Raw genomic sequence first — 14,875 nt, forward strand, 5'->3', positions numbered from 1 at the left:
AGCGAGACATTCCCGTCAACAACCTGTCGTGCTCGCGACGCTACTCCCCTGCGGCAGGCAGACTCAGGAACTGCCCGGCGACAACATTTATTGTCAAAAAAGGGATTTGGGGATCATGGGTGGGCAGAGAAGATCGGCCGGGCATTTTCCGGCCCGGATGCGCAGTGGCATCGGCATCGGCCGTCGAAGCCGCCTTCTGGCGACGACGGCGCTGGTCGCCTGCATCGCCGGCGCGGGGCAGGCGCTGGCAGGGCAGCTCACGGCTGCGGCGTTCCAGGCCTATGACGCCGCGGATGCCGGCTCGATCGTCGCCGGCCCCGGCGCGCTCTATTCCGTTTCGCTGGACGCGATCCATCCCACCCAGATGAACGAAGGGCTCACCGAAGTCGGCAAGAAGATCGCCGGCTTCGACCTGGAAAGCCCGTCGCAGCTCCAGGCGGATCTCCTCACCGACATCGAGCCGGTGGTGATCGGGCCGGGCGGCCAGCTCTATGTCACGGACGGGCACCACACCTTCACCGCGCTGCAGGAATCGGTCTACGGGGCGTCCAACCCGACCGTCTACGTCAATGTCATCGCCAATTATTCGAACCTGACGCAGGCCCAGTTCTGGGCGCAGATGCAGGCCGCCAATCTGGTCTTCCCGATCGACAACGGCGTGGCCCAGGCGTTCGACACGTCGAACGGATCGCCCCTGCCGGCATCGCTGACCGGCCTCACCAACGATCCCTATCGCGGGCTGGAATATTCGATCCTCAAGAACAAGAGCTCGACCCTCTTCAAGACGAGCGCCAACATCACCGGCGCCGCCGGCGTCGGCACGCCCGGCCTCGACAAGATGGCGGGCTACTACGCCGATTTCATCGAGGCCGACGCCTATCGCGGCGCCAATGAGGGGCGGGGCCTGGCCTATCTGTCGCCGGGCGACATCGCCTATGCCGCCAAATGGAATCTGACGCCGACCAGCCAGACCAGCCTGCCCGGCATTGCCGGCACGGTGACGGCGGCACAGCTGCCCGGCTTCATCCTCGGCAACGACATCACCATTTCCGATCCCGTCTCCGACGCGACGATGGCGGGCGGCGCGCTGGACGGCAACGGCACCTTTACCGGCATCACCAGCCTCACCAATGGTTCGGTGACGATCGGCACGCCCAAGGTCGGCTTCGTGATGCAGCTCGGCGCCGACAACGGGCATAAGGTGACGCTGAGCGGGGCCAACACCTATACCGGCGGCACCACGATCCTGGCCGGCACGCTGGTCGCCGCCAGCGACGCCTCGCTCGGAGCCGCACCGGGAACGTTCGCCTATCCCACCGATCCCGGCAAGATCCTGTCCGCCCTCCAGAGCGCCAACGGCATCATCTTCAACAGCCTGGAGGAAGGCAACGGCACCCTGCAGATCGGCACGACGGCGGGCGGCGGCACCCAGGCCTTCACCACCGACCGGCCGATCGGCGTCGGCGGGGAGGCCGCCACCATCGACGTCAACGGCTATGTCGTCACGCTGGGCGGACCGATCGTCTCGCTCGGCGCGCTCGGAACAGGCGTCGGCAACCAGTCCGGCACCTCCGACATCACCGTCGACGACAACAGCGCCGGCAGCAACGGCGTGCTGGTCCTGCAGGGCGACAATCCCGACTTCTACGGCAATTGGATCATCGGCAACAACGGCACGCCGACCCTGCGCGTGATGGACGACGCGGCGCTCGGCGCCACGACCGGGCCGGCGGCCCTGATCGGGGCGATCGACCTCAATGGCGGCATCCTGCAGACCGGCGCCGACATCGACGCGCCCGAACGCAACATCTTCCTCGACAGCGGCAGCAGCATCGACACGGACGGCCACAGCTCGACCTGGGGCACGCTCACCGACATCCAGCGCACGCTGGTGATCGACAACACCGATACCGCCAACAAGGGCTCGCTGACCTTCGATTCGATGGTCGCCGGCGGCACCGCCACCCTGCAGCTCGCCGGCGGCACCGCCGGGGTGGACGTCACCTTCACCAACGGCATCACCCGCGAGGGGGCCGGTACGCTCGTCCTGCAGCCGCAGGCGGGCACCACGCTCGGCGGCACCTCGCCGGACGCGGTGTTCTCGGGCGATCCCGGCCTGGTGAACGGCATCGCGCCGACCTGGATCGTCACCAATAATGGCGGCAAGAATGCCGTCGGGCCCTATGATTTCGTCGGCTACGACTCGGCCAAGGGCTATGTCGTCGCCACCTATTCCTCGTCGCTGGGCAATGACGACACGGCGGTGGTGAAGCTTGGCTCGGCGACGACGCTTTCGGGCGACGGCGCGGCCTTCGCCCTGAACACGAACGGGCAGAACCTCGACCTCGGCGGCCACGCGCTGACGCTCGGCGACGGCACCGACGCGGCGGGCCTGATCATGAACGGCGCGAGCACCAACGCCATCAGCGACGGCGCGCTCGACTTCGGCGCGAGCGAGGGCGTGATCTGGCTCTCGGGAACCAAGAACGCGATTTCCACGACGATCAGCGGCTCGAACGGCCTGACCTTCGCAGGCAGCGGCTCCGTCACCCTGACGGGCAACATCTCGCTCGCCGACAGCAGCGTGCTCACCATCGATTCGGGCACGGTCACCCTCGGGACGGCGAACATGCTGTCCTCGGGCACCGCGGTGGTGCTCGCCGATACCAAGTCCCACCCGGCCGCGGCGACGCTGGCGCTCACCGCCGGCAACCGCGTGGCCGCGCTGGACAGCGCCGGCAACAATGCGGCGGTGACCCTCAACAACGCCGCCCTGACCATCGGCGACGCCGGCAATCTGGACTCGACCTATTCCGGCACCATCACCCAGAAGGACGGCGGCGTCGGGACCGAGATCGTCATCGACACGGCCGGCCTCGTCGACTTCTCGGGCATGTCGAGCAAGTCCATCGTGCTCAATGCCAGCAGCAGCATCGATATCGAGAAGGGCGACCTGCGCGTCGGCGCCAGTGCGTTCAAGAATACCAACAACATCGCCACGGCCTCGGGCACCGAGATCCAGTTCGCCCAGAACGGCGGCGGGGTGTTTGCCGGCAATATCACCGGCGGCGGCGCGCTGCACCTGATCGGCGGCACGCTGCAGCTCACGGGAACGGGCAACAGCTATGCCGGCGGCACCATCGTCGAGCAGGGATCGACGCTGGACCTCACTACCGCCAACGTCTCCTCCGGCAATGCCGACATCGTCAATGCCGGCGGCCTCGTCGACTTCGACCAGGCGACCGACGGCACCTATAACGGGGTGATTTCCGACGGCACGCAGATGGAAGGCGGCGGCGCCACGCTCTCCGGCTCGCTGCTCAAGGACGACAGCAGCGGCGCCAACAGCGGCAACCTCACCCTCGCGCAGGTCCAGGCCTATACCGGCTTCACCTATGTCGAGGCGGGCACCCTGACGCTCGGCGCCAAGGATGCCGTCGCCACCTCGGCCGGCGTCGTTCTCGGCCGCGTCGGCGGCGAAATCGACGCCGGTGCGGTCACCGACACGCCGACGCATGTCGTCACGCTCGCTCTGGGGAATGACGAGACCCTGCAGAGCCTCACCGACGAGGCCGACAACCTCACCGAGGTGGCGCTCAACGGCCATACGCTGACGCTCGGCCAGAGCGGCACCGTCGTCAACCCCGATGCGAGCTTCACCTTCAACGGCGTGATCGCCGACGGCACCGGCGGTGCCGGCTCGCTGGTCAAGGACGGCAAGGGCATCGCCACGCTCGGCGGCGCCAACACCTATTCCGGCGCCACCGACGTCAAGGCGGGCGTGCTGCAGGCCGGAGCCGCCGGCAGCTTCAGCGCCAATTCCGACTTCACCGTCGAGAGCGGCGCCATGCTCGACCTCCAGGGCTTCGACCAGACGGTGAAGGGGCTCAGCAATGCCGGCCTGGTCTCCTTCGCCGGCACCAAGGCGGGAACGACGCTGACGGTGACCGGCAACTATGCCGGCAATGGCGGCAATGTGGCGATGCGAGCCTATCTGCAGGGCGGCGGCGCCGCGGATCTCCTCCACATCGAGGGCGATGCGACGGGCACGACGTCCCTCACCATCCTCAACCAGGATGCCGGCGGCACCGCGACGACCGGCCAGGGCATCAAGGTCGTTCAGGTCGACGGCGCGGCCGATGCGAGCGCCTTCAAGCTCGCCCAGGCGGTCGAGGCCGGCGCCTACGAATACAACCTCTTCTATGACGGCACGGCGGGGGCGCCCGATCCCGAGTGGGATCTGCGCACGATCGGCCTGTCGCCTTCGGCCCAGACGGCGCGGCCCTATGCGGCGATGCTCGGCAATTTCGCCGAGGCGACGCTCGGCTCGCTCGAAGAGCGCAACGGCAACCGGATCTGGCCGAACGGCGCCGCCAGGGTCGCGGCCGACCTGCCGCCGGCCGAGGCGATGACCTATGCGCCGCAGGGGCCGACGATCGCCGGCGCCGGGGCTTGGGGGCGGATCGGCGGGCAATATTCCTCCTACGATCCCAAGCACGGCACCTCCTACACCCAGGGCATCGGCTTCCTGCAGGCCGGCTATGAAGGCACGCTGTTCGAAAGCGGCCTCGGCACGACCACGATGGGCGCCTTCGCTACGGTGGGGACCTCCCGTGCCGATATCGACCTGACGCCCGACCCGGTCACCGGAGCGGCGCGCAAGGGCAAGATCACCATGACGGGCTATGGCGTGGGCGCCAACCTGACCTGGCTCGGCGACGACGGGCTCTATGCCGACGGCCTCGGGCAGTTCACCTGGTACGACAGCGACCTGTCGAACAAGGCGGGCGGCAACAACCAGGGCTATTCGACGGCGCTGAGCCTGGAAGTCGGCAAGCGCTTCGATCTCGGCAATGGCTGGGCCGTCGTGCCGCAGACGCAGCTGGCCTGGACCCATGTCGACTTCGACGACTTCACCGACATCGACAACGCCTCGGTGAAGCTGGGTAACGGCGACAGCCTGAAGGGGCGGGCCGGGCTGCGGCTCGAGAACCTCGCCAGCTGGCAGGGTGCCGACGGCCAGCCGAACCGCCTGCAGGTCTACGGCATCGCCAATGTCTCCTACGAATTCCTGAACGGCACCAAGGTCGACGTGGCTGGCCTGTCGCTCCAGGAAGGGCAGAAGGATCTATGGGGCGAGGTCGGCCTCGGCGGCACCTATGCCTGGGACAGGAACTGGAGCCTCTACGGCGAGGCGTCCTACGGGATGGCGCTGGCTTCGGCCGCGGGCGACAACTACACCGTCAAGGGCAGCGTCGGCCTGCGCTACAAATGGTAGGGTGAACGGCGCCTCCGGGAGCGCGGGCGTCTCGCCCATAGGCGCTAGAGCGGAATTTGTCTGAGTGGAATCGGAAGGGATTCCACTGGATGGCTTAGTGTGATTCATAGGTTTCCGGGCTATTCCGGAGATGAAGCATGACGAAGCGTGGTGAAGCCTATTCGCAGGATTTGCGAGATCGTGTGCTTGGGGCGCTGGATAGCGGGATGTCGGCGAGCACGATCGCACCAATCTTCAGGGTGAGTGTGTCCTACATCTACAAGGCGGCAGCGCGGCGGTGCGCGACGGGGGAGGTCAGTGCCCGCCCCCAGCGCAATCATGTTCCGCTCAAGCTTGCCAAGCATGAAGAGGTTCTGCGGGCCAAGGTCGCGGCGGATCCGGATGCGCGTGTCGCGGATCTGCGGGCCTGGGCGGAGGAAGAATTGGGGGTCAGCATCAGCCATGCCCCGATGTGGCATATGCTCAAGCGGCTTGGGCTGACATATAAAAAAAGACGATCCACGCCAGCGAGCAAAAACGCCCCGATGTCGCGGCCGCTCGCCGCAAATGGCACAGCAACCAAATCTGGCTGAGGCCCTCGCGTCTGGTCTTCATTGACGAGACCTGGGCCTCGACCGCGATGGCGCGCCACTACGGCAGGTGCAAGCGCGGACAGCGCCTGATCGACTACGTGCCGCATGGCCATTGGAAAACCACGACCTTCATTGGCGCTCTGCGCAGCGGGGGATTGACAGCTCCCTGCGTGCTCGACGGCCCAGTCAACGGCGATTGCTTCAAGGCCTATGTCGCGCAGATCCTCGTTCCCACCCTCAATTACGGCGATATCGTCATCATGGACAATCTGAGCAGCCACAAAGTCCCGGGTGTGCGCCAAGCCATCGAGGCCGCAGGGGCGGAACTGCTTTACTTGCCCGCCTACTCCCCCGATCTCAATCCGATCGAGAACCTCTTCGCAAAGCTCAAAGCTCTCCTGCGCGCGGCTGCAACCCGATCCATCCACGATCTCTGGGACGAAATCGCCAAAACTCTCCCGCGCTTCTCCCCGTCCGAATGCAGAAATTACTTCTCTAATGCTGGATATTCTACAGTCTGAACAATTTCGCTCTAACATATGGGCAAGACCCGCCTTCTCCCGAGCCGGGACACCGCATTTCCTTTGGAAATGCTTGGGGTCCCGGCAGGGGGATGAGGGTCTGAACGTCAACGCAGATAGCTCAATAGTCGCGCTGGAATTGCAGAAGTCCAGGCCCTCATCCGGCGCTTCGCGCCACCCCAGCATTTCCGCAGGAAATGCGACGTCCCACTCGGGAGAAGGAAAATCGCGCTATTGTCGGCAAAGTTAGCGCATAGGGGCCTCCCGCCCGCTCTTCCTTCTCCGCCCGCCAAGCCGCCCGGATCGCCCGGGGAAGGTGTCTTCGGGCGCCGTCTCGAAGACGGGCCGCCCGAAGATCGGCGCGTCAATCCTGCAGGACCGGGGTGATGCGCCGCAGGGTGACCCGGCGGTTCTCCTGTTCCGGATCCTCGGTCGGGATCTTCAGATAGCGTTCGCCGAGCCCGGCGGTGACGAGGTTGCGGGGAGCGATCACGTAATATTGCGTCAGCGCCTGCTTCACCGCCTCGGCCCTCTTCTTCGACAGAGCGAGGTTGTAGGCGTCGTCGCCGACTGCGTCGGTATTGCCCTCGATGACGAAGACCTCGTCGGGATGGGCGGCGACGATGCGCTCGATGATGCGGCCGATGCGATCGAGATGGGAGACTTCCTCCTCGCGGATGAAGGCCTCGTTGAAGCCGAAATGGATGGTGTCGAGCTCGACGCTCGGGATGGCCCGGCGGATGAAGGGCTGCTCCATCACCATTTCCGGGTCCGCAAGCAGGGCGGCGCGCGGAAAGCGCCGCTGCAGCGGCTGCAGCGGCCGGGCGGCGAATTGCTGCTCGATCTGGTCGTCGCCGACTTCGGCCGCCCAGATGCTCTGGGCCCGCGGGCCGCCGCGTGGGGCGATGTCGACGTCGAGATGCAGGCGTCCGCCACTGGTCGCCCGCTGGATGCGGTTGCTGCGCTGGCCGCGGTCGTTGAGCAGGCGGCTGCGCAGCTCGTTCCGGTCCGACTGCAGATATTGCCCGAAGGCGTCGCGGTCTTCCGGGCTGTAGCGCTGGTCCGTGGCGGCATCGCGGAAGACGAGGATGCGTCGGTTGAGCTGGTCGAGGGTGAGCAGGGCCGAGGGGCGCCGGTCCGCCAGAATGGCGGGAATGTCCTGGGGCCGCGGCGAGCCGAGATGGAATTGCGGCCGGCCGAACTGCGGATCCCAGCCGGGCCGGATCGGCACGGCCTTGGCGCGTCCGTCGCCGGGCAGGGGACCGCCGTCCTCCTCTTCGGCGACACGGCCTCTGAGGGCTTCCCTCGCCGCGTTGAGGCGCTGGATCAGGCCGCGTTCCGTCGAGGGCGACAGATTGCCCGCCGCGAGCGCGCCGCGATAGACGCCGAGCCGCTGCCGCAGGGCCTGGTCGCTCATATGGTCGAACGGTGTGCCGTCGGCCAGGAGGCCGAGCGCGCGCTGCTCGGCGGCGGGATCGGCCGCCGCCCGGCTGGAGGGCGTCTTCGGCCGGCCGTCATCGGCGCTTGCCGGCGGCGCTTCGGCCGCTGGCCGGTTGCGCGGGGGAGCGGCGGTGTCCGCGGTTCCCGCCTGCCGCCGCTGGAACTCCTGCCGGATCGATTGCATGCGCTGGTGGAGCATGTCGCGCTGCGAGGGCGACAGCGCGGGATCGGCGAGCAGCCGGCGGCTGTCGAGGAGACGCTGCCGCAGGTCGTCATCGCTCAACTGGCTGGCCGGGCGCTGGTCGCGCAGCAGCTCGGCGGCCGGGCCTCCTTCCGGGGGCCGGCCCGCGACGGACGGCGTCTGGTCCTCGCGCGGCTGTCCGGCGGAAGGCTGCTGCGGCTTGCGCGGCTTCGCCGGGGCGGCGACGTCCGGCTCCCGAGCGGGGGCGGCTTCAGGTGCCTTCGGGGCGGCCGGCCTGGCGGCCTCCTCGGCGGCGGCCGGGGCCGATTCGGCCTTTCCGCCGTCCTTGCCTCCGGCTGTCGGAGCCGGCGGCTTGGCGCCGGGCGTCGATGCCTCATGGTCGGCGGCGGACGGTTGCTGCGGCTTGCGCGGCTTCGCCGGGGCGGCGGCGTCCGGCTCCCGGGCCGGTGCGGCGTCGGGCGCTTTCGGGCCGGCCGGCCTGGCGCCGGGCGTCGACGCCTCATGATCGGCGGAAGGCGGCGGCTGCGGCGCTTTCGGCGTCTCGGCGGGGGCCGCCGGGGGGGAGGACTCCTGCTTCGATGCCGGTGGCGCGTTATCCTTCGGGTTCTGCCGGCCCTCGGTGTCGGCCTTCTTCCGCGGCTGGGGAATGGCCGGCGTTTCGACGGCGCTGGTCGGCGCCTGGGCATCCTGGGCGAGAACGAGCGCCGTGGGCGACACGGCGAGGAGCAATGTGCCGGCCACGCTGAACAAACGCTTACGAAGGGTCAATGGAGCCTCCTGGGTCTGTCGTCATCATGCGGATGCAGGCTGAACCGGAACTGAACACCCCCCCTGACACCGTGCCTCTTTCGCATCGGCGCCGTGCCCTCGCTCGGCAAGGGCGACGTCCGCCTCCCTTCGAGGGCCGGAACAACAAAACGATGGGATTCCGCCGCGATGCGATCTGCATGCCGGGCCCGATCCCGGACGCTCGGTCCAGCCTCGCACGAGGAAGCGCGGCCCGGCCGGATCGCCGGGACCAGCCCGTAATGGCAAACCTGGACGATCGGCAGCAAACGCCGGCCGTTCCCGGGCCTCTCAGGAGGCTGGGGCGAGCGCAGGCTAGAAGGCGAGGCTGCCGGTCAGCCGCAGATCGCCGCTGGTCTCGCCGGTATCCCGCCGGAGGCCGCCGGTGAGGCTGATCATGGCGTTGTGGGCCTGATTGGTGAGGGAGACGCCCAGGCTGGCACGCCCGAACAGGCCATCGGCATCTTCCCGGTAGGTGCCGGTGTCGGAAATGGTGACGCCGTCTCCCGAGACGGCCCTGCCGCCGGCCGTGACGCCGCCGAAAAGCCTGACCTCGCCGAACGACATCGCAATCGGCTGGGCGACCGCCAGGCCGGCTTCTGCCGTCACGGCATCGCTGCCGGCGAAATCGACACCGAGGCCCTGCATGGAGAAACTGCCGAATTCCGTGCGGCTGGCGGAGACCGCCACGGTCGGCGTGATTTCGAGGCCCCAGCCGATGAGCCGGCGGCCGGCGGTGAGCTTGCCTCCGAAGCTGTTGCCCTGCGTGCTCGCGGCGACGCCGGCGAGATCGAGATCCGTATTCAATCCCTGCCAGCCGGCATTGAGATCGACGAAGCCGCCATTGTCGAACGCCAGCCCGGCATAACCGGTGATGCCGGGGCCGGACAGCGTCGCCCGGGTGCCGGACGCATTGAAATCCAGGCGGCTGACGCCGTAGCTGGCGGCGAGACCGAGAAGGAGACGCCCGCCCGTGTCGAGCGCGAAGCTGCCGTCGATGCCGCTGGCGAACTGACCGGCGTGGCGGTCATAGCCGTTGCCGTTCCCGGTCTCGCCGAGGGCCCGGGCCCAGACGCCGTAGCGCGGAGCGTCGGTCTTCGCCGTGGCGAGGGCGGATGAGATCGGGTTCGACGGCTCTTCGGCAAAGGCATAGGGTTTGGTCTCGGGCTCGGGCTCGCTCCACAGGCCGTTCCTGAGCTGCGCGAGCCGGTCCTCGCCGGCATCGAAGAGGGCTTCGAGCTGTCCGCGCCCGGCACGGGGCAGCCTCGCGAGGCTGCGGCCGGCGGGCGCCGTGCTGTAGTCGAGCGACCAGCTGCGGTCTCCCTCCGAATAGGCCAGCCCCATGGTGATCAGCCCGTAGGACTGGCGCATGGTGAAGCTCGATTCACCCAGGGCGGCGGTGCCGTCGACCTTGATCACCGTCCCGCGCGGGAGCGCATCCCAGCGGATGCCGGCGAGGCTCTGGGGATCGTCGAGCACCGCCCTGGTCGTGCCGGTCACGTTGCCGGCGATCTCCAGCACCGGCGTGCCGGCCGAGGTTCCGACCGAAGCGAGATCGAAAGCGAGCGTCGAGCCGGTTCCGGCTGCATAATTGCCGCTCAGCAGCAGCCGGCCCGGCGTTGCTGCGAGGCTGCCGACCCTGAGCACGCCCTGGTTGAGAACGTCGCCGGCAAGGGCGCTGGTGCCGAGCGCCCACACGGTTCCGGTGTTGTCGATCGTGGCGCCGTCGACGCCGGATGCGAAGCCGGAACTGCCGCTGAAGGCCCACAGGCCGGAATTGGCGATGCTGCCGGTCCCCGTCATATCCCCGACCGCATCGGGCGCGACGGTGATGTTGCCCAGGATGGTGCCGGCATTGACGATGCTCAGTGTGGCCGCATCGGCGGCGATCGAGACGGCCCTACCGGTCACGGCGGTGGCGAACAGCGCCTGCTCGGGCGTCGACAGCCCCGCCAGATTGCCTGCCGTCGGCACCGTCGCCAGGGTCGTGCTGGCGACGATGGTTCCGCCCTGCGCATTCTCGACGTCGACCTGCGTCAGGCCGGTGCCGGAAAGCACGACGACCCCTCCCGCCCCGTCCGAACCAACCCAGCCGCTGTTGTCGACCGTGATGCTCCCGTCCGCCGTCTCGGCGCGGATGCCGGCATCGGCCGCGGTGACCTTGCCGGCATTGATGATGTCGACGGATCCGCTGACGCCGTGCCCGTAGAGCCCGTCGGAATAGCCGGCGGTGACCGTCGCGCCGGCGTGGTTGTCGATGGTCACGTTGCCCGCGACCTGGGAAAAGCCTTCGATGCCGTAATAGGACGCGCTGGTCGACGGCTGATCCGGAATATAGGCGGAACTCACGGTGCCGTAATTGTCGACGGTGACGGCCGCGGAGCCCCAGGCGACGATCGCGGGGCCGTTGTCGGCGGTGATCGATCCGAGATTGCGGACTACGGCGTCGCCATTGGCCGCCCAGGCCACCACCGCCTGGTGGTTGCGGCTGACGATGGTCGCGCCGGCGCCGTTGATCACCGTGGCCGTGCCGAAATAGTCGATGGCCCGGGCGCCGGCGAGGAAGGCGTCGACCTTCCCCTCATTGTCGATGGTGACGGCGACCTCGGTCGACGATGCGTAGCCGCCATCGGCATAGATGCCGCGTCCGTAGGTGCTGGTGATGGCGCCGTAATTGGTGATGGAGACGCTGCTGCCCTCGCCATGGGCGGAGCCGTCGATGCCCTCGGTTCCGGCCTCCGACGAATGGTTGGTGAAGGCATCGTCCTGGCCGGCATTGATCGTGGCATAATTGGTGATGACGATGCTGCCGTTTTGATTGACCCAGCCGACCAGGCCCTTGCCCGCCGAATTGATCGTCAGGTCGGAGCCGGTCGTGATGGTGATGTTGCCGTCCTCGGTCCGTGCCAGCACGCCATTGGCGCCGGTCGTCGTCACGCTGGTGCTGCCGTCGACGGTGAGCGAAATATCGACGGCGCCGACCAACGCTCCGCGCAGCGAGATCGCGCCATAGTCGGCAAGAGCGGTGCTGACATCCATATCGGTGACGGTAAGGCTCCCGGTGCCGGAATCGACCCAGGCCGCGACACCGCTGCCGTCGCACTGGGTGACCGTGACCGCCCCGGTCGTGACGCAGCCGGCGAATGCCGGAAGAGGTCCGGCGCCAGCCGCGACGGACAAGGTCAGGCCGAGGCCCCCCACAAAACGCTTCACCATGCAATCCCCCAGCACCGGTTCCACGCGGTGCACCCCATAACCCACGTAATTTGATACCGCTTCATCGATCGAAAACAAGCCCTCCACGTGCCGAATCCACAAAAGCAGGATGTTGAATCCGGGGAGGGTAAACGAGGTTGCGTCGGACGGACCGGAGCATGCCGCCAGGCGAATCTACATAACCTGTTGTTTTAATTGATTTTGTTAATCGAGAAGCCGATCGGCTGTCCTGGGAAAATGTTCTAGCGATCGATACGCGTCGACAGGATGAGGGCGGTCGAGGTCCGTTCCACGCCCTCCAGCGCGCCGATACGGTCCGCCAGCTCGTCGAGCTCGCCGACCGAGCCAGCCTCGATGACGGCGATCATGTCGACGTTCCCGCTGACGGAATGCAGGGTGCGGACGGCCGCGATGCCGCGCAGGCCCGCCTCCACCCGCTTGATCAGCCTCGGCACGATGGTGAGCTGGACATGGGCGCGCAGCAGCGAGCGGGTGTGCTCGTCGGACAGGCGGAGCGTGTAGCCGGTGATGACGCCGCGGTGTTCCAGCCTTTCGAGCCGGCTCTGCACGGTGGTGCGCGACACGCCGAGGCGCCGCGCGATCTCGGCCGTCGAGGCACGCGCATTCTCCCGGAGCACAGCGATCAGGGCGTTATCGGCATCGGTCGGCATTATGCCAGACTAGCACCTTCATATGACGAAGAACAGCTCGGCATTTCGTCGATCCGGCAGCTTCGTTCCGACGAGACGACGGCATAGGCTGCGACGGACATCATCCATTCAGGAGGGGCTCCCATGAAGAGAATCATTGTCGCCGGAGCGGGAAAGATCGGCAGCGCTGTCGCCGACATGCTCGCAGCCAGCGGCGACTACGCCGTCGTGCTCGCCGACCGCTCCGGCGGCCAGCTCGCCGCCGCGGGCGTGTCCGGCGCGGTCGAGCGGCGCGAACTCGATGTCCGGGACGGCGCTGCGCTCGACCTTATCCTCGCCGGCGCCTATGCCGTGCTGAGCGCGGCGCCGTTCCATCTCACTATAGGGATCGCGGAGGCCGCCGCCCGCGCCGGCGTGCACTATCTCGACCTGACGGAAGACGTGGCGAGCACGCGCCGGGTCCGCGACCTCGCGGAGACGGCGAACAGCGCCTTCATCCCGCAATGCGGCCTCGCGCCGGGCTTCATCTCGATCGTCGCCCACGACATCGCGTCGCGCTTCGACACGCTGGACAGCGTCCGCATGCGCGTGGGAGCGCTGCCGCAATATCCCTCCAATGCGCTCAACTACAATCTGACCTGGAGCACGGACGGCGTCATCAACGAATATTGCGAGCCCTGCGAGGCGATCGTCGACGGCCACCGCGTCGAGGTCCCGGCCATGGAGGAGCGCGAGGAATTCTCGCTCGACGGGGTGACCTACGAAGCGTTCAACACCTCAGGGGGGCTCGGCAGCCTGTGCGAGACCTATCTTGGCCGGGTCCGCACCCTGAACTACCGCACGATACGCTATCCCGGCCATGCGGCGATCATGAAGGCATTGCTCAACGACCTCGGCCTGCGCCACCGGCGGGACGTCCTCAAGGACATCCTGGAGAACGCGCTGCCGGCCACGGTGCAGGACGTCGTCGTGATCTTCGTGACCGTCAGCGGCAGGCGGCAGGGCCGCCTGGTACAGGACAGCTACGCCAGCAAGATCTACAGCCGGCGCGTCGGCGCCCGCCTGTACAGCGCGATCCAGGTGACGACGGCCTCGGCCGCTTGCGCGGTGCTGGATATGCTCGCCGCGGGGCAACTGCCGGCCCTCGGCTTCATCCGGCAGGAGGATATTCCGCTCGAGGCCTTCCTCGCCAACCGCTTCGGCGCCGCCTATGCGCAGGGCGAGGAGGAGGCGCTGCGTCAGCGGGGGCGTCTGGCCCATAGCTGACGGCCCGCGCGTGCCGCGTTTCGGGAGCGCCGGCGGCAGGGGCCGGCGCTCCGGAACGTCACGATTTGAGCTTCTGCGCGAAGAGGACGATCGCCCTCTGGTAGTTGGCCGACCTGTTCCAGTCGTTCAGCACGGAGAAATTGCCGCTGCCGGGCTCATAGCTTCCCCCGGCGGACCAGCCATGCTGCTTGAGCAGGTTGGCGGTCGAGGCCAGCACGTCGGCCGGGGAGCGGATCAGGTCGCGCCGGCCGTTGCCGTCCATGTCGACGGCGTATTTGAGGTAGTTGGAGCACAGGAACTGGGTCTGCCCGATCTCGCCGGCCCAGGCGCCGATCATGGCGCCCGCCGACTCGTCCCCGCGCTGGACGATGCGGAGCGCAGACATCAGCTCGTTGCGGAAGAAGTCGGACCGGCGGCAGTCATAGGCGAGCGTGGCGAGGGAGCGGAACACCGGCATGCGGCCGGAGACGACGCCGTAGTCGGTCTCCATGCCCCAGATCGCGACCAGGATCTCGGGCGGCACGCCGAAGCGGCTCTCGATGCTGGCGAGCATGCCGGCATGGGAGCGCATCAGCGCACGGCCCTTGTTGACGCGGCCGGCGGTGACGCGCCCGGCGGCGAATTGCTCGAAAGTGCCCCCGAAGGTCTTGTGCTGGGTGCGGTCCAGCCGGATCACCGTCGTGTTGTAGGTCACGCCGTCGAGCGCCGCGGCGACGACGCCGGGCGAAACGCCCTCGCTGACCGCTTCCTGCCTGAACGAGGCGAGCCAGGCGGGAAAGCCGGCCGCATCATTGCCGCACTGGGCCGCACGCGCCGCAACGGTGGCGGACAGGCCGAACGCGGCGAAGGCCATGACGGCGAACAGGACATGAAGGAGTTTGGAACGCGGGTGCATGGGGATCTCTTGCGTGAACCGAGGGAGGGCGGGGAGAGGCAGGGCCTGT

The 14,875-nt window shown here is 67.8% G+C and carries 7 protein-coding genes; 3 read left to right on the plus strand and 4 right to left on the minus strand.

Features of this window, described 5'->3' with window-relative positions:
• Positions 1-115: 115 nt before the first annotated feature.
• The gene (locus tag J3R73_RS02065) at positions 116-5,278 is read left to right on the plus strand and encodes an autotransporter outer membrane beta-barrel domain-containing protein (RefSeq protein WP_307421925.1); all 5,163 of its coding nucleotides are present in this window, start codon (positions 116-118) and stop codon (positions 5,276-5,278) included.
• Between the two features lie 137 nt (positions 5,279-5,415).
• Positions 5,416-6,371 (plus strand): IS630 family transposase gene (locus J3R73_RS02070; protein ID WP_307421350.1). Its coding sequence is split into 2 segments (ribosomal slippage): positions 5,416-5,764 and positions 5,764-6,371, totalling 957 coding nucleotides; the frame shifts between segments, so codons are not numbered across the junction.
• A 364-nt stretch (positions 6,372-6,735) separates the two neighbouring features.
• Here J3R73_RS02070 and J3R73_RS02075 read toward each other — a convergent pair.
• The 3 genes from J3R73_RS02075 to J3R73_RS02085 form a co-directional block, all read right to left on the minus strand.
• Positions 6,736-8,781: an OmpA family protein gene (locus tag J3R73_RS02075; protein WP_307421927.1), complete on the minus strand. Its 2,046-nt coding sequence runs from the start codon at positions 8,779-8,781 to the stop codon at positions 6,736-6,738.
• 333 nt (positions 8,782-9,114) lie between these two features.
• The gene (locus tag J3R73_RS02080; RefSeq protein ID WP_307421929.1) at positions 9,115-12,015 is read right to left on the minus strand and encodes an autotransporter family protein; all 2,901 of its coding nucleotides are present in this window, start codon (positions 12,013-12,015) and stop codon (positions 9,115-9,117) included.
• Positions 12,016-12,257: 242 nt separating this feature from the next.
• Positions 12,258-12,686, minus strand: coding sequence for an Lrp/AsnC family transcriptional regulator (locus J3R73_RS02085; protein WP_307421932.1), 429 nt, complete (start codon positions 12,684-12,686; stop codon positions 12,258-12,260).
• Positions 12,687-12,809: 123 nt separating this feature from the next.
• On the opposite strand from J3R73_RS02085, the gene J3R73_RS02090 reads away from it, so the two are divergent.
• Positions 12,810-13,931, plus strand: coding sequence for a saccharopine dehydrogenase family protein (locus tag J3R73_RS02090; protein WP_307421934.1), 1,122 nt, complete (start codon positions 12,810-12,812; stop codon positions 13,929-13,931).
• A 58-nt stretch (positions 13,932-13,989) separates the two neighbouring features.
• Here the strand turns inward: J3R73_RS02090 and J3R73_RS02095 are convergent, their stop codons facing one another.
• Positions 13,990-14,826 carry a lytic murein transglycosylase gene (locus tag J3R73_RS02095; protein WP_307421936.1) on the minus strand — a complete coding sequence of 279 codons (837 nt, stop codon included), beginning with the start codon at positions 14,824-14,826 and terminating at the stop codon, positions 13,990-13,992.
• Between the last annotated feature and the right edge of the window lie 49 nt (positions 14,827-14,875).

The organism is Labrys monachus, from assembly GCF_030814655.1.
Classification (GTDB): Bacteria; Pseudomonadota; Alphaproteobacteria; order Rhizobiales; family Labraceae; genus Labrys; species Labrys monacha.